This window comes from Polynucleobacter sp. MWH-UH19D (genome assembly GCF_040409795.1).
GTDB lineage: Bacteria > Pseudomonadota > Gammaproteobacteria > Burkholderiales > Burkholderiaceae > Polynucleobacter.
The window spans coordinates 1,006,637-1,028,907 of record NZ_CP099571.1; the positions used below are offsets into that span (position 1 = coordinate 1,006,637).

Consider the following 22,271-nt stretch of genomic DNA (forward strand, 5'->3'; position numbering starts at 1 on the left):
CCCTGCTCCATCCGACGCTCAAAACCCCAAAAAGACCAACCCGGGGCTGTTTATGCGGGAGGTGAGTGTCTTTAAGCGCTAGGGTATTTAATTAGTTTCGAACCCTGTAATGATACCAGTTTTGCGTTCTAAGCCCTTGAATCCCCAGCCAATTAGGGTTGGCAAGCCGATCTCCCTAGAACAAAGATCTAGGGAGTCTTAAAAAACTGTATTACCCAGCAGACCTTTGGTCGATGATTGTCTTAATTTGAGCCAAGACATTTTGGTCTTCCATAGTACTAATGTCACCAGGATCACGACCTTCAGCCACAGCCTGTAAAGCACGGCGAACAATCTTGCCAGATCGTGTTTTTGGCAAAGCAGTCACAACATACACATGGCTTGGTCTAGCAATTGCTCCTAATTGAGCATCTACGGTCTTCATACATTCTTTTTCCAAATTCTCCGCCTTTGAGGCATCTTTTGGAATCACAAATGCAATAGCCGCTTGGCCCTTCAATTTATCTTCCACGCCCACCACTGCAACTTCAGAAATGTTCGGGTGGCTAGAAATGCTTTCTTCAATTTCACGAGTACCGAGACGGTGACCGGCAACGTTGATCACGTCATCGGTACGACCCAATATAAAGAAATATCCATCTTTATCTTTGATGCCCCAGTCAAATGTAGAGTAGATTAACTTTCCAGGAATAGTTTCCCAATAGGTGCTAATAAAGCGTTTGTCATCACCCCAAACAGTTTGCATACAACCTGGAGGCAATGGACCCTCAATGGCGATCACGCCTTTTTGATCTGCACCCAACTCCGCAGAGGTAGCATCATCTAATAACTTCATGTTGTAACCAAAAGATGGAACGCCTGGCGAGCCAAATTTATGGGGCATTACCTCTACACCCCTCTGAATTGCCAACATCGGCCAGCCAGTTTCAGTTTGCCAATAGTTGTCCACAATAGGCTTTTTAATCGCATCATGAATCCAGCTTGCGGTTGGCTCATCTAATGGCTCACCAGCTAAAAACAATGCGCGTAAGCTAGATAAATCATGCTTGGTTAAGAATGCAGGATCTTGTTTCTTTAAAACACGAACAGCTGTCGGCGCAGAGAACATCACTGAAACTTTGTACTTAGCAACCAATTCCCACCAAATGCCTGCATCAGGACGTAATGGCGTGCCTTCATACATGATGGTTGCCATACCATTTAGCAATGGGCCATAGATAATGTAGCTATGACCAACAACCCAGCCGATGTCAGACGTTGTGAACATGGTCTCGCCTGCTTTGCCGCAGAAGATATGGTTCATGGTTGACATCAATGCAACAGCATATCCACCAGTATCGCGCTGAACCCCTTTGGGTTTACCAGTTGTTCCAGATGTGTAGAGAATGTATGAAGGATGTGTAGCATCAACCCACTCAATTGGCACCAAGTCATTGAGATGTTTTTGTCGCTCGCTAGCGTAATCCAGGTCTCTACCAGCAACAGTAGTGAACTCAGACAGGCCGCGGTTCACAATCAAAACTTTTTCTGGCTTGTAAGTAGCTAGCGTGATAGCCTCATCCAGCAATGGTTTGTAAGGGACTGCCTTACCACCGCGCATGCCAGCCTCAGCCGTTACTACCATCTTTGGCTTAGCGTCATCAATACGAGTTGCCAAGCTATGAGAAGCAAAACCGCCAAATACAACCGAATGAATCGCTCCAATGCGTGCACATGCAAGCATGGCAAAACAAGCCTCGGCAATCATGGGCATGTAGATCAAGACGCGATCACCCTTTTTGATGTCATTAGCTTTGTAAATAGCCGCCATACGATTAACCTCTTCGTATAGCTCTTTAAATGTATAAGCCTTTTCTTGATTCGTTTCTGTAGAAACAGCTACCAGAGCCAATTGACCTGGATTCGATTTGTAATGGCGATCAACTGCGTTGTAGCAAAGATTTGTCAGGCCTCCCTCGAACCATTTTGCAAATGGTGGGTTGTTGTAATTTAAAACCTTCTCAAATGGCTTTTCCCAATGTATTAACTTGGCCTGCTCACCCCAAAATCCATCTGGGTCTTTAATTGAGCGTTCATGGTGTGCTTTATAGGACATGGTCAACCTGATCAAAAAGTTTTAACAATTACTGATTTTTATTCACCCCTTTGCTGCTTGAATTTGCCTTTAAAGAAGGTGAACTACCATTTTTCGCAGATTTTGCAAGCGCTGTCGATGCGGATTTATGCTGAGAGGCAGAAGATTTGCCTGCTGAATTACCCTTATTTTGAACAACAGGTGCACATTTAACAGGCTTTGAGCCGTTTGCTCCTTTAGTAGCTTTAGCGCACTTACCAGCTGACTGAATGGGTTTTTCTAAGCTCAGACTTGCGTTATCGGCCAAAGCAGGCGACACATCTCCACTTTTTCCGTTAGTTTTGGGGATGATTACTGTAGAGCCGGCCTTGATACGCATCCCCCTTGGGATTCCATTAACCTGCCTCAAAGAATTTGCATCAACCCCCAAACCCTTTGCTACCTGATCGACGCTTTCAGTTTTGGATACTTTTACAGCCGTCCATGTTGAAAGTGGCTTATTAAAGCGCTTCAGATTTGCCTGAAATATTTCGGCATGGCCAAATGGCAAGAGTATTTGTTGATTGGCATTACTCAGTATTACGGGCTTATTAAAGGATGGATTCAGACTATGAAACTCATCTTCGGGGATCTCTGCCAATTTAATTGCAAGCGCTACATCAATATCGTTGTCAACGTCGATTGCCACAAAATATGGGTGATTCTCAAGTTGTGGCAAAACAATGCCATATGCCTCAGGATCCATCACAATCTGACGATAAGCCATGAGTTTGGGCACATACATACGCGTTTCTCGCGGCATGGTGAGGCTTTCGTAATTTATTGGTAAACCTGCTGCTTGATTACGTTTTTGCGCCTTGAGAACATTTCCTGCACCCCAGTTATAAGCAGCCAAGGCAAGCTCCCAATTACCAAACTGATTATTTAAGCGTTGTAGATAATCTAATGCCGCATCCGTTGATTGCAATACATCGCGTCGCTCGTCTCGAAACACATTCTGCGTTAACTGAAAGTCTTTGCCTGTTGCTGGCATAAATTGCCAAAGGCCTACAGCTTTTGCACTCGACTTGGCATTCGTGACAAATGCACTTTCCACGAAAGGTAAAAGCGCAATTTCAGTTGGCATATTACGGGCATTTACCTCTTGAACGATATAAAAAAGATAGCGAGATGATCGCGCCATTGATCTATTTACATAGTCGGGTTTAGAAGCTAACAGACGGACTTGCTCAATTTCAAGCGGGCTATTCATCGGCTGCATTTGAAAGCCATCGCGGATTCGTAGCCACAAGTTATCTGAAGGAGCGTATAACTTACTAACTGATTGAGTGCTCAAGTTCACGCGGGTCGCTTTTGATGCCTTTGAACTCCCTTTTGTAGGGGTATCGGATGACCAATCACCTGAAGTGGCGCAACCGGATAGCAATCCAATCGATATGATTATGAGGTAAAGCAAACGCATTAAAACTGATCTTTCCAAGCGCGAACGACAGCCAGTACATGTGCATCATTTGGCAGAGATGATTGCTTAGATTGATGTTTTGCTGACTCTATAACGTCCACTTGATCACATCTCATAAATGGGTTGACCTGAAGCTCTTGACCAATGGTTGTAGGCAAAGTTGGTAATCCTTTGTCTCTGAGCTCTTTTGCACGCTCCGACCATGAAATGAGATTCACATTATTTGGTTCTACCGCTAAAGCAAATCGTATATTCGATAAGGTGTATTCATGTGTGCAATACACCAAAGTGTTTTTTGGAAGGCGCTTAAATTTTGCTAAAGATTGAGCCATTTGAGTCGGGGTTCCCTCAAATAATCGCCCACATCCCGAGGCAAATAATGTGTCTCCGCAAAATAGCATCGGCTCGACAACATTAGCCTGCATATTTGCAAAATAGGCTATGTGACTTAAGGTGTGGCCTGGCACCTCAAGCACTTTAAGAGTAAGTCTGGGAGCTAGAATTTCAATAACGTCACCATCCTTGACAAGATGAGTCCGCCCAGGAATATTATCGCCACGAGGACCGTATACCGGAATATCCCCTTCCAATTTATCCAATAACTTTAGAATGCCACCAACATGATCGGCATGATGGTGAGTAATAACGATTCCTTTTAGATGTAAACCTGAGTCAGCCAAGTAGTCTAAAACTGGATCAGCATCACCAGGATCAACTACTAAGGCAGATTCACCATCATGGATGACCCAAATATAGTTATCATCAAACGCCGGAATTGGCCAAACTTGCAATAAAGTATTCATAAAGGCGATGATACCAACCCCACCCATTCCCCTGCAGAGCGGCACACCACCATGGAGTTCTTGGGAGAAATGGCTGCAATCTCCGCCTGGACGCTATGTACTCCACTGGGAGCAGCAATGCTTAGACCAGATAGTTGCCAACGTTTTTGGGTTTCATGCGGTACAAATTGGACTCCCCCAGTTAAATGGGCTACGCGAGAACCGTATGCCAATGCATGCTCTATTAACTCATGCAAATGACAATCGACAATTAATCTCGCAATTCGAGTGGAACCCTATCGAGGGCAATACCTCTGAAATGCCATTTGCCAACGAAAGTATTGACCTAATAATATTGCCTCATGTGTTGGAGTTTGCCACGGACCCACATCAGGTTTTGCGGGAAGTCGATCGCGTATTGCGCCCGGAAGGACGTGTTGTAATTTCAGGTTTTAATCCTGCAAGTCTTTGGGGGGCAAAACAATACCTTAGTCGGTTAATTGGAAGCCCCTATTTACCAAGAGATGGACAATTTATTAGTCTTATTCGTATAAAAGACTGGTTGCAACTGTTAAATTATTCCTTAGATCGAGGCCATTTTGGTTGTTACAAACTCCCCCTTCACGGTGAAGCGGCTATGGCACGCATGGACTTCTTGGAGCCCATGGGAAACCGATGGTGGCCAATATTTGGGGCTGTATTTATAGTTTCTGCTATTAAACGACATCAAGGGATAAGACTCATTGGGCAAGTGCAAAAGGCACGCATACCAGCCTTGACGCAATTGAGTCCCGCAGCTGAACGCAATAAACTGACAACAGCCCACAACACCGAAACCTAACGATATATTTTCATCAAGACTAACAATGAGCAATAAACCCCATGTCATCATCTATACCGACGGAGCCTGCAAAGGCAACCCCGGTCCAGGTGGTTGGGGTGCAGTTTTGAAATCTGGGGCCCATGAAAAGCATCTTCATGGTGGCGAACGGTTGACCACCAATAACAGAATGGAGATTAGCGCGGTAATTTTCGCTTTACGAGCTTTGAAGCAACGCAGTAGCGTCGAACTCTGGACGGACTCTCAATACGTTCAAAAAGGTGTTACAGAGTGGCTTGAGGGCTGGAAAAATCGCGGGTGGAAAACTGCAGCCAAGGAACCTGTAAAAAATGCCGATTTATGGCAAGAATTGGACGGGTTGCTTCCAGATCATGAAATTTCTTGGCATTGGGTACGGGGCCACAACGGCCACCCCGGAAATGAGTTGGCAGATCAGCTGGCCAACAAAGGCGCAGAAGAATACCTGCCATAGCAAAAACCCACTCTCAAGGGCGTTTTTCGCACTCTTGTGAGAGAATGGGCATGCTTTAAAGTATCCAAAATGGATGTTTAATCCATATAAAACAAAGAAATACGAGACTGTGTCAAAAATTGAATCTACTCTGGATCGTTTGCTTGTCAAATTAGTTGAACTAAAAGGTTCAGCAAAAACTCGCTTATGCGCTCTTTGGATAAAAGCAAGTCCACTCGCAGGCAAACTAAAAAAACTCAATTTGCCAACGATTAAGACATTTGCAATTCAGTACAAATGGCGCATTCTATTAGTGCTAATTGTTTTATATGCTTGCTCTAAGGTATTTGACTACTTTTTCCCCGCAGCAGATAAGGCTGGCGGACCAATTACCGTGACCACGATGATTGTCGAGAAAAAGGATATTCCACTGATTATTGAAGCTACCGGAACTATCGTGTCCAATAGCATCGTCGATATTCGCCCAATGGTAACCAATACAGTAGCCAAGGTGAATGTAAAAGATGGTCAGGAAGTAAAGGCTGGAGATTTACTTTTTACCCTTGATGATCGAAACGATAAGGCCAATTACGAAAAGTTAAGGGCTTTGGCAGATGATGCTAATAAACAATATCTGCGCGCTAAGGAATTAGTAGCAAAGAACTTTATTTCTAAGGCTGGTCTTGAGACTTCCTACGCTAATGCAAAGGCAGCCGAGGCAGCAGCTAAGGCAGCAGAGGTTCAACTATCGTTCGATTACATTAAATCGCCAATAGATGGTCGCGCGGGCATAGTCAATGTATTTCCTGGCTCATTAGTGCAGGCTAGCAACGTGGTTACCACAGCAACAAGCTCAACCGCTACATCGAGCGTAGGCTCTATGGTCACCATCACCCAACTTAATCCAATCAATGTTCAATTCGTTATTCCCGAGAAAGATATCCCCACTATTCTGGAAAATCAGCTAGATGGGGAGCCGCTTAAAGTTAAGGTAACTGTAGGCGATAGCAGCAAAAAAACTTATGAAGGCACTGTGATAGTTGTTGATAACCAAGTGGACCCATCTATCGCCGCAGTAAGAGTTAAAGCGCAAATTCCAAACGAAGGGATGACATTACTCCCAGGTCAATTTGCACGCATTTCTTTGGTAGCTAGCGATCTGAAAGATGCTCTTTCCGTTCCATCACAAGCCGTTGTAATCAATCCTCGCGGAAAGTTTGTATTTACCCTTGAAAAGGATGGGAAGGCAAACATGATTCCAATCAAAGTGGTATACGAGTATCAAGGCACTTCCGTTATTACCGGAATTCAAGCAGGCGACAAGGTTGTTGTGGAAGGCAAGCAAAATTTACGTCCAGGAAGCAAAACTCGGGAGTCTAAGAGTCCAGCAACACCTGCTGCTCAAGCAGCACCCACATCTGCAACCGATAAAAAATGACCTTATCCGAGTTATGTATTCGCCGCCCCGTGATGACGGTGTTGCTATCCATTGCAACCGTAATTGCCGGTACTGTCGCTTACCTCAAAATTCCAGTAGCCGCACTTCCAAGCTTTAATTCTCCCATCATCTCGGTTAGCGCCTCACTTCCGGGCGCCTCACCTGAGAATATGGCTTCATCAGTTGCGTTGCCATTAGAAAAAGAATTTTCAACCATTGATGGCATATCAGTTATAAGCTCTACCAACTTTTTGGGTAGCACCAGCATTACGCTGGAATTCAATAATGATCGCGACATTGATAAGGCAGCAGTAGATGTCCAGGCAGCTCTTTTGCGGGCGCAGAAACGCTTACCAATTGAGATGACTATTCCACCGTCATACCGAAAAGTAAATCCTGCAGATACTCCCGTTTTAATTGTGCGTTTGAGCTCTCCTTCCGTCAATCTATCGGATCTAAACGCTTATGCAGAAAATCTACTATCGCCAAATATTTCCACGATAAGCGGTGTTGCGCAAGTACTTGTCTATGGCGCAAAGAGATATGCCGTAAGAGTGCGAATTCATCCTGATGCTCTTGCAAATCGCAACCTGACCATGGATGACGTCGCAGTCGCCATTAATAAAGCAAACTCTAATAGCCCCGTTGGTATTTTGGATGGCCCTCGCCAGTCTATTACTATTTATGCGAATCCTCAGCTAGTTAGACCAGAAGAATTCGGCAACCTCATCATCAGTCAAAAAAATGGATTACCAATCTATCTAAAAGATGTTGCGGAAGTAATGGAGAGCTACGAGGATGTCAAAACACTGGCATCTGCAAATGGTGAGCGCTCTATTGCAATTGCGATCCTAAGACAGCCCAGCGCAAATACTGTTGAAGTAGTTAAGTCTGTTAAACAGCTGCTGCCACAGCTACAAAAGCAAATGCCTGAGTCAATAAAGTTGCAATTTGTAAATGACAGATCTCTATCGATTATTGAGGCGATTCATGACGTTAATTACACGCTAGCATTAACTGTCTTGCTAGTGGTGCTAGTTATCTTCCTGTTTCTTAAACACATCTCAGCAACTATCATTCCGTCGATTAGCCTACCGATATCATTAATTGGTGCATTTTTCTTGCTGTATTTCCTCGGCTATAGTCTAGACAACATCTCCTTGCTGGGCATCACCTTGGCAGTCGGCTTAGTGGTCGACGACGCCATCGTAGTTCTCGAGAACATCATGCGCTATGTTGAACAAGGCATGGATCCTTTAAAGGCCTCCCTTAAAGGCAGCAAAGAAGTAGGTTTTACGATTATTTCCATCTCAATTTCTCTTGTGGCGGTATTCATCCCACTGTTTTTCATGGTTGGCCCAATTGGCCTTCTCTTTAGAGAATTTGCAGTGGTTGTTTCTCTCTCCATTTTGGTGTCAGCTGTTGTATCTTTAACGGTTGTGCCCATGCTCTGCAGTCGATTCCTACCAAAACCCGGACAGCACGCAAAAGAATATGAGATTAATAAGAAATTTGATCGTTTATTCGAGTGGATGCTCAAAACCTATATTCATTATTTAGACCTGGCGCTAGCTAATCGAAAAAAGGTTCTATGGGGAGCCGCCTCAACCTTCGTGATCACAGTCGTTCTTTTTGTTAATAGCCCTAAGGGTTTCTTCCCGGAGGAAGATATTGGTCAGATTCAAGCAACCACCGAAGCTTCTGAAGATATTTCATTTAAAGCCATGCTAGCGCTTCAAGATCGAGCAGCGGAGCTTGTTAATACCGATCCAAACGTTGCCAGTTCAATTTCCGTGGTAGGTGGCGGCGCTAGCTCCGGAACCAATACGGGTCGCATCTTCATCATTCTTAAAGACAAGGCGGATCGCCAGAAGATGTCCAAAGTGATGGAAGGTCTTCGAACGAAGTTTAAAGAGATTCCTGGGCTGCAAGTTTATATGCGACCAGTACAAAATTTACAACTTGGTGGAAAGAGTAGTAAATCCCGTTATCAATTTATTCTCCAAAGCGTTGGCTTTGAAGGCGTCAATGAGTGGGCAGATAAGCTCATGCAAAAAATGCGCGCAGATCCCATGTTTAGAGATGTCACTAGTGACTCTCAACTCAAAGGCTTAAACGTCAAGATTGACATCAATCGTGAAAAAGCGGCTAGCGCAGGCGTCACAATTGCAGACATTCGTTCAGCCCTTTACACTGCCTATGGAGAGAAGCAAGTTTCCACCATCTATACCCCTGTTAATACCTACTATGTCATTCTTGAAGCGGCAGAAGATGATCGCCAATTTGAGACAGACCTTAACAAAATTTTCGTGCGTGGAAGAGCTACTGATAAGCTTATTCCCCTATCAAGCTTGGCGACCTTCAACCGCTCGATTGGACCAACTGCAGTAAACCATCAAGGTCAAATTCCTGCCGTAACCCTTTCATTTAACTTGGCCCCTGATGTTTTTTTAGGTGATGCCACGAAAAAGATTGAAGAATATACAAAACAAATTGATCTACCTCCTTCTATTATCACTAGCTATGGCGGCGATGCCGCTGTTTTTAAGAGCAATCAATCTGGTCAGCTAATTTTGATCTTTGCCGCCTTAGGAGTGATCTATATTTTGCTTGGTGTGCTGTATGAAAGCTATATTCACCCTTTAACCATTTTGGCGGGCTTACCATCAGCAGCAATCGGTGCAATTGTTTCTCTCAGAGTCTTTGGGTTTGAATTAACAATCGTTGCATCTATCGGCATCCTGCTCTTAATTGGTATTGTGAAAAAGAATGCAATTTTGATGATTGACTTTGCTTTAGATGCTCAACGCAATCAAAATATGACACCAGAAAAAGCTATCCGTGAGGCTTGCATATTACGTTTCAGGCCAATCATGATGACTACATTTGCCGCTTTGATGGGTGCATTACCAATCGCCTTCGGAATTGGTGCGGGCGCTGAATTACGTCAACCGCTTGGAATTAGTGTCGCAGGTGGACTAATCTTTTCTCAATTTGTTACTTTGATCATTACCCCTGTCATTTATCTTTATCTCGATAAATATGCAGGTAATGGTCCGATGGAGATTCCTGCCTCCGTTCTTGAGGGAACCTAATGCGCCAAGTAATTTTAGATACTGAAACCACCGGTCTGAGTCACGCAACCGGCGATCGCATCATTGAGATTGGTTGTGTTGAGGTCATTGATCGCAGACTAACTGATCGAACTTTTCACTACTACATTAATCCTGAGCGCGATATTGATGCCGGAGCTTTTGCCGTCCACGGACTTTCTAGAGAATTTTTATCTGACAAACCTTTATTTGCCAACATCATAGAAGAACTTATAGAGTTTGTAGATGGTGCAGAGATAGTGATTCACAATGCCGCCTTCGACTTAGGATTCTTGGACAATGAATTTGCTCTATTAAAGCGCCCACCATTTCGTGGATTGGCATCGAAGATTACCGATACCTTACTAGATGCAAGGCAAATGTTTCCGGGCAAAAGAAACTCGCTGGACGCCCTATGCGATAGATTCTCTATCAGCAATGAACATCGCACGCTACACGGAGCACTTTTAGACGCCCAGCTATTGGCTGAAGTCTATATCGCCATGACAAGAGGTCAAGAAGACCTCTCCATCGATTTAATTGATTACACAGTGGACAATGAGGAAATGGAGTCAACCTCCAAGTCCTTACCAACCAATCTTAAACTCATTGCTGCAAGCGCAGATGAAATTGCGCAGCATGAAAAAATTTTAGGGGAAATAGCTAAATCAAGCAAAAAGGACCCGGTATGGAGTCCTTTGAGTGAAACGCAAAACTAATTGAGTTAGATCGCGGCTGCAATGGCCTTGCCTAGATCATCAGTTTTAGCGGTGCCGCCAAGATCTGGGGTCAAAGGAGAATGTGTGGGTCCAGCCGCTAAGACTTTTTCAATTCCAGAGAAAATGGCTTTGCCTGCTTCTGGATAGCCTAGATGATCTAACATCATTGCCCCACTCCAAATCTGTCCAATTGGATTGGCAATCATCTTGCCATAGATGTCTGGGGCAGATCCATGAACTGGTTCAAAGAGTGAAGGGAATTTGCCCTCTGGATTAATACTTCCAGAAGGTGCAACTGCGATGGTGCCTGTACAAGCAGGCCCCAAGTCCGACAGAATATCGCCGAATAAATTACTTGCAACCACCACATCAAATCGATCAGGATTCATCACGAAGTGAGCTGCCAAAATATCAATATGATATTTGTCTGTTCTCACATCGCTAAATTTCTTTGACATTTCTTCTACACGCTCATCCCAATACGGCATCGTAATTGCAATGCCATTAGATTTGGTTGCTGATGTTAAATGCTTCTTTGGGCGACTCTGCGCAAGATCAAAGGCAAATTGCAATATGCGATCAACGCCCTGTCTTGTGAAAATTGATTCTTGAATTACAAACTCGCGATCTGTGTCGGGAAACATTTTTCCACCAACGCTGGAATATTCACCTTCGGTATTTTCTCGTACAACAAAAAAATCAATATCGCCCGGCTTTCGATTAGCTAGCGGACATGGCACACCTGGTAGCAAACGCACTGGACGTAAATTAACGTATTGATCAAACCCCCGACGGAACTGAATCAAGCTACCCCATAATGAAACGTGGTCAGGCAATATATTGGGCATCCCGACAGCACCGAAGAAGATCGCGTCATACTTCATTAAAGTATCAAACCAATCATCTGGCAACATTTTGCCGTGCTTAAGATAGTAATCGCAACTTGCAAAATCAAAATGATCAAATTGCATGCCAATACCAAACTTGCGATTAGCAGCCTCTAGAGCACGTATACCCTCAGGAATAACTTCTTTTCCAATACCGTCCCCTGGAATGACGGCTATCTTAGGATTTTTGAATACTTTCTTTGTGTTCATTTGTCTGCAGTCTCAAATAGTGATTGTTGTAGATTCAGGATCAATTTTAACTTTATTACCAGTTAGCTAATGGCTCGTCGGATCTCGTCTTGTGCTGACTTTACCCCTTTTCCAACAGTCTCAGAATCATGCTCAGCGGTATTTTCAATGGTTTCAGAAATAGCCTCTTGCATGCGAATATTATCTTTTGGGCAGATTGGCGCGCCATAGCTAGCCCATTTTTTTAGTAGAGTAACCTCGTACCCGCATTGACCACACTTAGCCTTACTCCTGCTAGCGTTGCTAGCTCTAGGCGGAGGAAAAACAATGGCATGGTGGGGGTATGGGCCAAGTTCCTGACTAATCATCATTAACTTCACTGTTAACTCTTCAGTAGCATGAGCCATCCGAGCTGGGCCCTCTAAACCAACGGTTTGAGCAATGCCCTTGAAATCCTCTCCATGACCACTAAAACAATCATCTACCGCATGACAAAGCTCATGGACCAAGGTATCGAGTAACTGCACGGGATCATCAAGCTTAGGGGAAATAAATATCTCGTTCACACCACCGTTAGACCGTTCACGCGGCCAACATTGGCCCAAGGTTGTCCTTGGACTGCTTGACGCAGGAAAACCACATGAAACTCTTACTGGAGGGATGGCATATCCTGCTTTTGAAAATATCGGCTCTAAATGCTTCACAGCATCTTCAAGCCAAGCTTCACGTACTGAATGGTGCTTCATGTATAGAAAATAAGTAAAAAATATTATGCAAAAATAAATCGGAAATTGCGATCATACGCTATCAAAAGTAGAATTCCCTCATGAAAGATCTTGAAAGCCTAAGCGCCTTCCAGGCGGCTAAAAAGCTAGCAAAACGGGAGATTAAAGCGACTGACCTGCTTCTAGCCTGTCTAGATCAAATTGGACAACGTGAAAATATAGTCAAGGCGTGGGCTAGCTTAGGCAAAGAGAATGCCCTGGCACGTGCTAAAGCATTAGACAAAGGGGCCATTAAGGGGCTTTTGCATGGCTTGCCTATTGGCATAAAAGACCTATTTGACACCCATGATCTACCTACTTCTTATGGGTCACCTATTTATGCGAACTACTACCCAAGAACGGATGCCGTATCTGTAGCACTAATACGGCAAGCAGGTGGAATCATTCTTGGTAAAACAGTTACGACTGAGTTTGCATCCTTCAAAAGCAGCTCTACAACCAACCCCCATCATTCAGAGCATACGCCTGGTGGGTCCTCAAGTGGATCTGCTGCAGCAGTAGCAGATTTTATGGCTCCACTAGCGACCGGCAGTCAAACTGCAGGATCGATTATTCGCCCTGCCTCATTTTGTGGGATAGTTGGCTATAAACCGAGTTTTGGAAAAATTAGCGTCGCAGGGGTAAAAAGCTTAGCTCCTACACTTGATACCATAGGCATCTTTGGACGATGTATTGAAGACGTAGCCCTAGGTGTTGCAGTAATGAGTGGTGACCATGAACTTGCGAATGTAGTGGATCTGCACAACAAACCACGTGTAGCAGTCCTCAAGACTCCTGGATGGCAATATGCCAGCCCAGATACTCGTGGCGCTATCGCCCTAGCCCGCTTCAGCGCAGAGACATTTGCCAAGGGCAAGGTGAGCGATATTGATCTGCCTGCCGAACTTCATCAGCTAACACAAATCCAAACACGCATTATGCTCTCGGAAATGTCGCGTAGCCTTGCGTTTGAACGCATGCAGTATTCAAAAAAACTCAGCAACCTAGTAGCGTCTCAGATTGACCAGGGTGCTGCGATTGAATACAAGCAATATAAGCTCGATTTAGATCAGGCAATCACTGCACGAAAAATGATGCAAAATCTTTTCGATGAAAACGTCGACTTAATCATCGCACCAAGCGCTATCGGAGAAGCACCTTTAGCAAAGGAAGGTACTGGCGACCCGCTATTTTGTCGAAGCTGGACCTTATTAGGGCTGCCCTGCATTAATCTCAATGTCTCAAGCGGACATAACGGCCTTCCGATTGGCGTTCAACTGATTGCCGCTTATGGAAAAGATCAATTTTTATTGAGCGCAGCAAGAGCTCTAGCGCTAGCATTACCTGATCCCGTGTTACGAGATCAGGCATAGAGAATTATTTAATCCAAGGTAATGTTCGCTGATTTAATTACCTTATTCCAATAAGGTAACTCTCTTTTAACAAGAGCCTCCGTTGCAGCTGGATTTTGATAACGTAATTCGACACCAGCCGCATCTGCTCGCTCCTTCACTTCCGGCAAAGACAAACTTTTTTTGACGGAATCAGTAAGCTTAGCGACAACCGGGGCTGGTGTACCAGCCGGAGCAAATAAGCCGACCCAAGACTCCAATTGAAAGGATGGAAGGCCTGCTTCTGCTGTAGTTGGCACATTAGGCATACCAGGATGGCGATTTTTTCCTGTTACAGCCAATCCTTTTAATTTGCCACTTTGAACATGCTGCATCAGCGAAGGCGGAGTAGAGATGAAGACTTGCACTTGTCCTGCTAAAACATCCTGAATGGCAGGGCCAGATCCTTTATATGGAACGTGAACCATATCTACACCTGTAGTCTGCTTAAACATTTCGGTACCAACATGTGACACAGAGCCGTTTCCTTGAGATGCATAATTTAATTTGCCTGGGTTTGCTTTTGCGTAAGCAATGAATTCTTTTAGATTATTTACAGGTACAGATGGATGAACAGCAATCACATTGGTTGATACAGTTAATAGTGCAATCGGAGAATAATCTTTGACTGGATCCCAGGGTAATTTATCCATTAATGCAGGATTGCCAACGTGATAGCCTGAATAAGAAATCAACAAGGTATATCCATCTGGCTTTGCTTTAGCAACGAACTGATAAGCCGTGTTACCACTAGCACCGGGCTTATTATCAACCACCACAGGCTGTCCAATCACGCGTGTAAGCGGCTCACTTAGCAGACGTGCAGAAGTATCCACTAAACCTCCTGGAGGGTTTGGAACCACCAGCACAATAGGATGATCAGGAAAGGATTGTGCAAAGGCAACATTCATAAAAGTGAGCATGCCCAGAATGAAAGATTTTGTATGTACAGAATATGTATTCATTTGATCTCCACAGAAATTGATTTATTGACCTTAACGTTGCCCAACCTTAACATCACCAAAGACGGATTGCGCTTCACGGGGCAAACAACGCCAATAGCGTTCATTTGCTTTTACTGTTGCGCCGAGGGCAGCGGCCGCCTCCCAGCCCCAGCGAGGTTTATACAAAAATGCCCTAGCCAGAGCAATTAAATCTGCATCGCCCGCTTCGAGAATCGATTCAGCCTGCATTGGCTCAGTGATTAATCCAACAGTCATGGTTGGTAGACCAGACTCATCTTTAACGATCTTGGCAAATGGAACCTGGTAATTCGGGCCAATAGCAATTTTTTGCTTTGGTGATATACCGCCAGAAGAAATATGTAGAAAATCACAACCTAATGGCTTCAGGCGTTTTGCAAACTCTGCAGTCTCATCGGGTGTCCAGCCTCCCTCAATCCAGTCACTTGCCGAGATTCGTATGCCTAATACACCCGTATACGCCTTTCGGACTGCACCAAATAATTCCAGCGGAAAACGAATACGGTTTTCAAATGACCCGCCGTAATGATCTGTGCGTTGATTAGCAATTGGAGATAAAAATTGATGCAATAAGTAACCGTGCGCACCATGCAACTCAATGCCATCAACACCAACTCGGTCAGCGCGTTGAGCTGCGACAACAAACGCATCAATCAGCTCGCTGAGTTCCTGGGTAGAAAGCTCGTGCGGAAGCCGCTCACCATCCAGTTGCGGAATGGCGGATGGGGCCAAAGTCTCCCAACCCCCTTGACCTACTGAAAGAAGCTGTCCGCCATCCCAAGGCGTTGCGCTGGACGCCTTCCGGCCTGCATGAGCTAGCTGAATAAATACTGGCGTAGCTGGCGCCAGTTTTCTAGCGCGACTTAATTTATCTTTTAAGGCTGCCTCCGTTCTATCGTCCCATAGTCCTAGGCATGCTGGTGTAATACGCGCCTCCGGTGTAACTCCAGTGGCCTCAATTATGAATAAGGCAGCCCCGCTATTTAACAAGTTCCCCCAATGCATAAGATGCCAATCGGTAGCCTCACCATTTATAGCTGAATATTGGCACATTGGCGCAACCACAATGCGATTTTCGAGCTTTAGTGGGCCACGTGGAGAGCCAAGGGTGTAATTTGAGAAAAGAAGGCTCATGGCTGTCTAAAGCTCCAAATATGAGATGAAAATACTAAATTTGTCGTAAAGGGATAAAATAATTAGAAACAAGAATAAACGAGACAGAAAAGTCCTGCAGGCCATCAGCCTGGATGACTTTTTTACCCCAAAAACTGAATAAATTACATAAGATGACTATGAATGCACCGCAAGCCTTTGAATCAAAAGAAGATATTGGCCACTATGTAGGTGGCTCCGTTGTTAATCCAAAAGATGGTCGTTTTTCAGACGTCTATAACCCTGCTAAAGGGGCTGTTGCACGCAGAGTTGCTTTAGCCAGTCGCAAGGAAGTAGATGCTGCTGTCACTATTGCTCAAAAGGCATTTGAAAGCTGGAGTCAAACTAGCCCCCTTAGGCGTGCACGCATTCTTTTTAAATATCTTGAATTACTCAATGCCAATCGTGACGAATTAGCAGCCATGATTACCGCTGAGCACGGTAAAGTTTTTACCGATGCACAAGGTGAAGTGACTCGCGGTATTGAAATTTTAGAATTTGCAACAGGCATTCCCGAGCTTCTCAAGGGTGATTACACCGAACAAGTTTCGACCGATATTGATAACTGGGTAATGCGCCAGCCCTTAGGCGTTGTTGCTGGCATTACCCCATTTAACTTTCCTGTCATGGTGCCAATGTGGATGTTCCCGATGGCGATCGCCTGCGGAAATACATTCATCTTAAAGCCTAGCCCAACAGATCCTTCTGCTTCTTTATTTATGGCTAAGCTTCTCAAGGAAGCCGGACTCCCAGATGGAGTATTTAACGTTGTCCAGGGGGACAAAGAGGCGGTTGATGCTTTGATCGAGAACCCAGATGTAAAAGCAATAAGCTTTGTTGGTTCAACCCCAATCGCAAACTATATTTATGAGCGCTGCGCTCACTTTGGCAAACGTTCTCAGGCGCTTGGTGGCGCTAAGAACCATATGGTCATCATGCCTGATGCTGATATAGATAAAGCAATTGATGCCTTGGTTGGCGCTGCTTATGGCTCTGCTGGAGAGCGTTGTATGGCAATTTCAGTAGCAGTACTCGTTGGCGATGTAGCTGAGAAAATCATGCCAAAATTGATTGAGCGCACTAAAACACTCAAAGTCAAAAACGGCATGGAGTTAGACGCTGAGATGGGCCCTATTGTTACCAAAGCAGCTCTTGATCGCATTACTGGTTATATTGAAAGTGGCGTAGCTTCTGGCGCAAAACTATTGGTGGATGGCCGCGGCTTCAAAGTACCCGGCAACGAAAACGGCTACTTCCTAGGTGGAACATTATTTGACAACGTTACGCCAAATATGAAGATTTATCTCGAAGAAATCTTTGGTCCAGTACTATCCTGTGTGCGTGTAGCCAACTTCACCGAGGCACTGAATCTCGTAAATGCTTGTGAGTTTGGCAATGGAGTTGCTTGCTTTACCAGTGACGGCAATATCGCACGTGAATTCGCCCGTCGAGTTCAGGTTGGAATGGTGGGCATTAATGTACCAATCCCAGTTCCAATGGCTTGGCATGGATTTGGTGGCTGGAAAAAATCCCTCTTTGGCGATATGCATGCATACGGCAAGGAAGGTGTCCGCTTTTATACCAAGCAAAAGAGCGTGATGCAACGCTGGCCCGAGAGCATAGCAAAAGGTGCCGAGTTTGTGATGCCTACCTCGAAATAAGGCGGGGTATTTAAGTCATTGAACTAAATGACATAGAAAAATGGCGATCCTGGGATCGCCATTGTTATTTTATGAGCACAGAAATTATTGCAAAGTATTTTTGAATGCGGGAATGATCGGTACAGCCAACACCTCTATTCCCTCTTCTCGAAGAGACTCAGCCTCATCTAAAGTGGTTTGTCCACGAATGCTGCGCTCGGGAGCTTCTTTATAGTGAATCTTCCTAGCCTCTTCGGCAAACGCAGTACCAACATCCTCTGACTTACCCATAAGCTCACGCATCCCCTTTAAAAAGGCGGCTTGAACTTGAGCTTCCAACTGGGAATGGTCATTACCCGTTAATGCAACTACTTCACCAGGCGTGGCGGCAGTAGCATCCTCAGATACATTAACTAAAGCGGTGGAGGATTTTGCAATATGCGGGGCTGATGGCATGCGGGTAACTTCCACGCTGTCACAAACAGGACAGGCAAGCATTCCCTTCTCTTGCTGAGCAAGACAATCTTCTTCTGAAGCGAACCAACCTTCAAAACGATGATCCAATGGGCAAGCGAGGTTATAAACTTTCATAGGGACTAAATGGGGGCAAAAATACCAAAATCAATACCCCTCATTTTATAGGAATTAAAGTCCGTTATTAAATCGCCTCGGGAAGAGCCTGGGGTTTAATTAACCCTCGCCTATAGCGATCCAGCCAATATGCTGAAATAGTGGTTTTAACGTCAGTAATCTCGCCTGACTCGATCCAATGAAGTAGCTGCTGCAATGGAGCTGCAAATACATCTAAAAATTCCTCTGAATCTAATCGACTTTTGCCAGGAATCAAGCCTTCTGCCAAATAAATATCGATAAATTCAGTGGAATATGAGATGACAGGATGAATTCGTCTAATATAGCTCCACTTTTTTGCGGTATACCCAGTCTCTTCCTCTAGCTCGCGTTGTGCACACAGTAAATGACCCTCACCAGCCTCAAGCTTCCCTGCAGGAATTTCTATGCAGGCTTTAGCAATGGGATATCGATATTGGCGTTCTAACAAAATTCTACCGTCATCTAGGATTGCTACAACTGCCACAGCGCCTGGATGAGTTAAGTACTCACGCAAAGCAGTCTTACCATCAGGTAATCTCACTTGATCGCGCTTCATATTTAAAAAGATGCCGCCATAGACATCCTCACCATCAATCCGATCTTCACGCAAATGCTTATCGTCGGGAGGCAAGTTTTCAAATGATTTTTCAGTCATATCCAATAATTTGCGTAATTGATGCAATTAGTTAATAGCGCTTAATGCAGCACCAAGAGCATAACAACAATCCATGACACGACTATGTAATTTATGAAACAAAAATAAAGGCCCCAAAAGGAGCCTTTAGATTTAAGAATCACCTTGCTTACGAACCCAATAATGTTCGGCGCATTGCATCTAAACAAATACTCATTAGACTTGCTGGAATGATGCCAATTACCAATACTAAAATGGTATTCAAACTCAATACTCCCTTGGCAAATCCGGAACCAGAAACGCCATGATCATGAGCCGGCTCATCGAAATACATGACCTTAACAACTCTGAGGTAATAGAATGCGCCAATCAAGGATGCAATCACGGCGATGATTGCCAAGAAAGTGTGTTCAGCATCTACTAAAGCCTCTAAAACACCTAATTTTGCCGCAAAGCCAACCGTTGGCGGGATACCCGCTAGTGAAAACATCATTACCAGACCAATAAAGGCAAACCAAGGATGCTGTTTATTTAATCCCTTGAGGCCCTCCAATGTTTCGCAATCGTAACCCTTGCGAGATAGCAACATCAAAAGACCGAAGGTTCCTAAAGTTGTTAGGACATAAGTAATGACATAAAACATAGATGCACTAAACGCATGGTCATCAAAGACCGAGAGCATACCAAGCAGGACAAAGCCCATTTGCGCAATCGCAGAGTAAGCCAACATGCGTTTCACATTAGTTTGCGCAATCGCAGTAATGTTACCCACAATTAAAGAAAGAATCGCCAGCAAGACCAGCATAGGCTGCCAATCACCCATTAATGGTAATAAAGTGTTTACCAGCAATCTAAATAGCAAGGCAAAAGCAGCTAACTTAGGCGCAGCTGCAATCATCAGCGTAACGGCTGTTGGTGCACCTTGATATACATCTGGTACCCACATATGAAATGGCACCACGCCAAGCTTGAATGCTAAGCCAGCGACAATAAAGACCAAGCCAAATGCCATTACCAAATGATTGATACGTGGGTCTGCTACCGTCTTAAATATCTCTATGAGGTCCAAAGAACCGGTTACACCATAGAGCATCGACATGCCATATAACAAGAAACCAGATGCAAGAGCACCCAAGATGAAGTACTTAATACCCGCCTCTACGCTCTTCTCACTTGTATGACGCATTGCCACCAACGCATACATTGGCAATGCCATCAACTCTAAACCAAGATACAGAGTCAATAAATTTGCGCCTGAAATCAATACAAACTGACCTAACAAGGCTAATAAAACCAAGACAATAAAGTCCGGACGGAATAAAGCGCGATCAGTTAGATACTGTTTAGAGTAAATTAAGCTCACAAATACTGCTGCGCATGAACATGCTTTTAGAAGATTTGATAACGAATCTGACTGGAACAATCCATTCATCGCCACCAGGGAAACCTCATTTAAACGGCCAATGAAGGCTAGAAAGAGATAGGCCAGGAGGATTAATGAGAAAAAGTAGACAAAACCTACACCACGGGGAGTATGAAAAATATCTTGCTCTACCCCTGGTACAGACTTCACATTTTCGCGCACATAAACACTTGCTACAAGCAGTATGCAGGTAGCAAGTAGTAAAACGAGTTCCGGCAGGACGGCGTATAGATCGAATGCTTGCATTTGCTTTACTCAGAGTTTGCTAACAGCAACGTGCTGCAGCAGATTAATTACAGCTGGATGAATAATGTCTGTAAATGGCTTTGGATAAACACCCATACCAATAACGCAAATGGTTAATACAGCCATCATGAAATATTCGCGCGCATTAAGATCTTTTAATTCTTCAACGTGCGCATTATGAATGGCGCCAAAGAAGACGCGCTTTACCATCCACAAGGAATACGCAGCACCTAAGATCAACGCAGTAGCCGCCAAGATGCCAATCACAAAGTCATAATCTACGGCAGCCAATATCACCATAAATTCACCGACGAAACCTGAGGTAGCTGGTAATCCGCAATTTGCCATCGCCATCAGAACAGCAAAAGCAGTAAATGCTGGCATGCGATGCACTACGCCACCGTAATCGGCAATTTGACGAGTATGCATGCGGTCGTAGAGCACGCCGATTGATAGGAACATTGCCCCTGCCACGAATCCATGCGAAATCATTTGCACAATACCGCCCTCTATGCCTAGTGGACTAAAGAGGAAGAAGCCAAGGGTGACAAAGCCCATGTGGGCCACTGAAGAATAGGCCACTAGCTTTTTCATGTCCTTTTGCACCAAGGCAACTGCACCAACATAAATGACAGCAACTAGTGATAGGAAAATAACAAATGGGGCTAAATACTGACTTGCATCAGGCGCGATAGGCAATGAGAATCGCAAGAATCCGTATGCACCAAGCTTCAACATAATCGCTGCCAACACGACTGAACCACCAGTTGGCGCTTCAACGTGTACGTCTGGCAACCATGTGTGCAAAGGCCACATTGGTACCTTGACCGCAAAAGCCATAAAGAATGCTGCAAATAACAAGATTTGCTCAACAATATCAAGTCGAGCATTTTGCCAAGCCAAGATATCGAATGTATTGGTGACGTTATAGAGATACAACATCGCGACCAAAGTCAGCAAAGAGCCAAGCAAGGTATACAAAAAGAACTTAAAGGCTGCATAGATACGGTTATGCCCGCCCCATACGCCGATGATGATGTACATCGGAATGAGTGTTGCCTCGAAGAATACGTAAAACAACAATGCATCAAGTGCAGCAAATACGCCAATCATTAATCCAGACAGGATCATGAAAGATGCCATATATTGAGATACCTTGGTATCAATCACCTCCCAAGCAGCAATCACCACAAAAATATTGATGAATGCAGTTAATACGATGAACCATACCGAGATACCATCAATACCCAAGTAGTAGTTAATGTCGTAACGAGGAATCCAGCTAATTTTTTCTACAAACTGCATGCCTGAATTAGCGGTGTCAAAACTAATAATTAATGGAAGAGTCGCAATAAAACCAATAATTGATCCAACCAGTGCTAACCAGCGCACTCCAGCAGAAGGCTTTTCAGACCCATAAAACAAAATAATGAGTCCAAAAATAATTGGGGTCCAGATAGCGTAAGAAAGAGTCATAGTGGCTACTTAAAT

The 22,271-nt window shown here is 44.4% G+C and carries 18 protein-coding genes; 7 read left to right on the forward strand and 11 right to left on the reverse strand.

Annotated elements, in window-relative coordinates:
• Nucleotides 1–211: 211 nt before the first annotated feature.
• From NHB34_RS05140 to gloB, 3 genes are all read right to left on the reverse strand, one after another.
• On the reverse strand, nucleotides 212–2,095 hold the full coding sequence (locus tag NHB34_RS05140) for a propionate--CoA ligase (protein WP_353426575.1): 1,884 nt from the start codon (nucleotides 2,093–2,095) through the stop codon (nucleotides 212–214).
• Nucleotides 2,096–2,123: 28 nt separating this feature from the next.
• Complete coding sequence (locus tag NHB34_RS05145) at nucleotides 2,124–3,416, reverse strand: transglycosylase SLT domain-containing protein (RefSeq protein ID WP_353426576.1); 1,293 nt, start codon at nucleotides 3,414–3,416, stop codon at nucleotides 2,124–2,126.
• 119 nt (nucleotides 3,417–3,535) lie between these two features.
• Nucleotides 3,536–4,339 (reverse strand): hydroxyacylglutathione hydrolase, encoded by an 804-nt coding sequence (gloB, locus tag NHB34_RS05150; RefSeq protein ID WP_353426577.1) that lies wholly within the window; start codon nucleotides 4,337–4,339, stop codon nucleotides 3,536–3,538.
• 7 nt (nucleotides 4,340–4,346) lie between these two features.
• On the opposite strand from gloB, the gene NHB34_RS05155 reads away from it, so the two are divergent.
• From NHB34_RS05155 to dnaQ, 5 genes are all read left to right on the forward strand, one after another.
• Nucleotides 4,347–5,159: a class I SAM-dependent methyltransferase gene (locus tag NHB34_RS05155; RefSeq protein WP_353426578.1), complete on the forward strand. Its 813-nt coding sequence runs from the start codon at nucleotides 4,347–4,349 to the stop codon at nucleotides 5,157–5,159.
• Between the two features lie 25 nt (nucleotides 5,160–5,184).
• Nucleotides 5,185–5,631 (forward strand): ribonuclease HI, encoded by a 447-nt coding sequence (rnhA, locus tag NHB34_RS05160; protein WP_353426579.1) that lies wholly within the window; start codon nucleotides 5,185–5,187, stop codon nucleotides 5,629–5,631.
• A gap of 109 nt (nucleotides 5,632–5,740) precedes the next feature.
• Nucleotides 5,741–7,048: an efflux RND transporter periplasmic adaptor subunit gene (locus NHB34_RS05165; protein WP_353426580.1), complete on the forward strand. Its 1,308-nt coding sequence runs from the start codon at nucleotides 5,741–5,743 to the stop codon at nucleotides 7,046–7,048.
• Nucleotides 7,045–10,143 (forward strand): efflux RND transporter permease subunit, encoded by a 3,099-nt coding sequence (locus NHB34_RS05170; protein ID WP_353426581.1) that lies wholly within the window; start codon nucleotides 7,045–7,047, stop codon nucleotides 10,141–10,143. The genes NHB34_RS05165 and NHB34_RS05170 overlap by 4 nt, the downstream gene beginning before the upstream one ends.
• Complete coding sequence (dnaQ, locus tag NHB34_RS05175) at nucleotides 10,143–10,859, forward strand: DNA polymerase III subunit epsilon (protein ID WP_353426582.1); 717 nt, start codon at nucleotides 10,143–10,145, stop codon at nucleotides 10,857–10,859. The genes NHB34_RS05170 and dnaQ overlap by 1 nt, the downstream gene beginning before the upstream one ends.
• 5 nt (nucleotides 10,860–10,864) lie before the next feature.
• Here dnaQ and NHB34_RS05180 read toward each other — a convergent pair whose 3' ends face one another.
• Complete coding sequence (locus NHB34_RS05180; RefSeq protein ID WP_353426583.1) at nucleotides 10,865–11,956, reverse strand: tartrate dehydrogenase; 1,092 nt, start codon at nucleotides 11,954–11,956, stop codon at nucleotides 10,865–10,867.
• A 62-nt stretch (nucleotides 11,957–12,018) separates the two neighbouring features.
• Complete coding sequence (locus NHB34_RS05185) at nucleotides 12,019–12,681, reverse strand: SprT family zinc-dependent metalloprotease (protein WP_353426584.1); 663 nt, start codon at nucleotides 12,679–12,681, stop codon at nucleotides 12,019–12,021.
• Nucleotides 12,682–12,761: 80 nt separating this feature from the next.
• Between NHB34_RS05185 and NHB34_RS05190 the strand changes: the two genes are divergently transcribed.
• Complete coding sequence (locus NHB34_RS05190) at nucleotides 12,762–14,072, forward strand: amidase (RefSeq protein WP_353426585.1); 1,311 nt, start codon at nucleotides 12,762–12,764, stop codon at nucleotides 14,070–14,072.
• Nucleotides 14,073–14,080: 8 nt separating this feature from the next.
• Here the strand turns inward: NHB34_RS05190 and NHB34_RS05195 are convergent, their stop codons facing one another.
• Nucleotides 14,081–15,013, reverse strand: coding sequence for a tripartite tricarboxylate transporter substrate binding protein (locus NHB34_RS05195; RefSeq protein ID WP_353428550.1), 933 nt, complete (start codon nucleotides 15,011–15,013; stop codon nucleotides 14,081–14,083).
• A 72-nt stretch (nucleotides 15,014–15,085) separates the two neighbouring features.
• Nucleotides 15,086–16,207, reverse strand: coding sequence for an NADH:flavin oxidoreductase/NADH oxidase (locus tag NHB34_RS05200; protein WP_353426586.1), 1,122 nt, complete (start codon nucleotides 16,205–16,207; stop codon nucleotides 15,086–15,088).
• Between the two features lie 158 nt (nucleotides 16,208–16,365).
• Between NHB34_RS05200 and NHB34_RS05205 the strand changes: the two genes are divergently transcribed.
• On the forward strand, nucleotides 16,366–17,886 hold the full coding sequence (locus tag NHB34_RS05205; RefSeq protein WP_353428551.1) for a CoA-acylating methylmalonate-semialdehyde dehydrogenase: 1,521 nt from the start codon (nucleotides 16,366–16,368) through the stop codon (nucleotides 17,884–17,886).
• A gap of 84 nt (nucleotides 17,887–17,970) precedes the next feature.
• Here the strand turns inward: NHB34_RS05205 and NHB34_RS05210 are convergent, their stop codons facing one another.
• The 4 genes from NHB34_RS05210 to NHB34_RS05225 form a co-directional block, all read right to left on the reverse strand.
• Nucleotides 17,971–18,456 carry a DUF1178 family protein gene (locus NHB34_RS05210; protein WP_353426587.1) on the reverse strand — a complete coding sequence of 162 codons (486 nt, stop codon included), beginning with the start codon at nucleotides 18,454–18,456 and terminating at the stop codon, nucleotides 17,971–17,973.
• 67 nt (nucleotides 18,457–18,523) lie between these two features.
• Complete coding sequence (locus NHB34_RS05215; protein ID WP_353426588.1) at nucleotides 18,524–19,132, reverse strand: NUDIX hydrolase; 609 nt, start codon at nucleotides 19,130–19,132, stop codon at nucleotides 18,524–18,526.
• Between the two features lie 148 nt (nucleotides 19,133–19,280).
• Complete coding sequence (gene nuoN, locus NHB34_RS05220; RefSeq protein ID WP_353426589.1) at nucleotides 19,281–20,780, reverse strand: NADH-quinone oxidoreductase subunit NuoN; 1,500 nt, start codon at nucleotides 20,778–20,780, stop codon at nucleotides 19,281–19,283.
• 9 nt (nucleotides 20,781–20,789) lie between these two features.
• Nucleotides 20,790–22,256, reverse strand: a complete 1,467-nt coding sequence (locus NHB34_RS05225; RefSeq protein ID WP_353426590.1) for an NADH-quinone oxidoreductase subunit M — start codon at nucleotides 22,254–22,256, stop codon at nucleotides 20,790–20,792.
• Between the last annotated feature and the right edge of the window lie 15 nt (nucleotides 22,257–22,271).

Coding starts and splice junctions, on each gene's coding strand:
- NHB34_RS05170 (WP_353426581.1), top strand. CDS start 7,045: ATGACCTTATCCGAGTTATGTATTCGCCGCCCCGTGATGACGGTGTTG.
- NHB34_RS05195 (WP_353428550.1), bottom strand. CDS start 15,013: ATGCTCACTTTTATGAATGTTGCCTTTGCACAATCCTTTCCTGATCAT.
- NHB34_RS05155 (WP_353426578.1), top strand. CDS start 4,347: ATGATACCAACCCCACCCATTCCCCTGCAGAGCGGCACACCACCATGG.
- NHB34_RS05215 (WP_353426588.1), bottom strand. CDS start 19,132: ATGACTGAAAAATCATTTGAAAACTTGCCTCCCGACGATAAGCATTTG.
- NHB34_RS05180 (WP_353426583.1), bottom strand. CDS start 11,956: ATGAACACAAAGAAAGTATTCAAAAATCCTAAGATAGCCGTCATTCCA.
- NHB34_RS05205 (WP_353428551.1), top strand. CDS start 16,366: ATGAATGCACCGCAAGCCTTTGAATCAAAAGAAGATATTGGCCACTAT.
- NHB34_RS05200 (WP_353426586.1), bottom strand. CDS start 16,207: ATGAGCCTTCTTTTCTCAAATTACACCCTTGGCTCTCCACGTGGCCCA.
- dnaQ (WP_353426582.1), top strand. CDS start 10,143: ATGCGCCAAGTAATTTTAGATACTGAAACCACCGGTCTGAGTCACGCA.
- gloB (WP_353426577.1), bottom strand. CDS start 4,339: ATGAATACTTTATTGCAAGTTTGGCCAATTCCGGCGTTTGATGATAAC.
- nuoN (WP_353426589.1), bottom strand. CDS start 20,780: ATGCAAGCATTCGATCTATACGCCGTCCTGCCGGAACTCGTTTTACTA.
- NHB34_RS05225 (WP_353426590.1), bottom strand. CDS start 22,256: ATGACTCTTTCTTACGCTATCTGGACCCCAATTATTTTTGGACTCATT.
- rnhA (WP_353426579.1), top strand. CDS start 5,185: ATGAGCAATAAACCCCATGTCATCATCTATACCGACGGAGCCTGCAAA.
- NHB34_RS05190 (WP_353426585.1), top strand. CDS start 12,762: ATGAAAGATCTTGAAAGCCTAAGCGCCTTCCAGGCGGCTAAAAAGCTA.
- NHB34_RS05140 (WP_353426575.1), bottom strand. CDS start 2,095: ATGTCCTATAAAGCACACCATGAACGCTCAATTAAAGACCCAGATGGA.
- NHB34_RS05210 (WP_353426587.1), bottom strand. CDS start 18,456: ATGAAAGTTTATAACCTCGCTTGCCCATTGGATCATCGTTTTGAAGGT.
- NHB34_RS05185 (WP_353426584.1), bottom strand. CDS start 12,681: ATGAAGCACCATTCAGTACGTGAAGCTTGGCTTGAAGATGCTGTGAAG.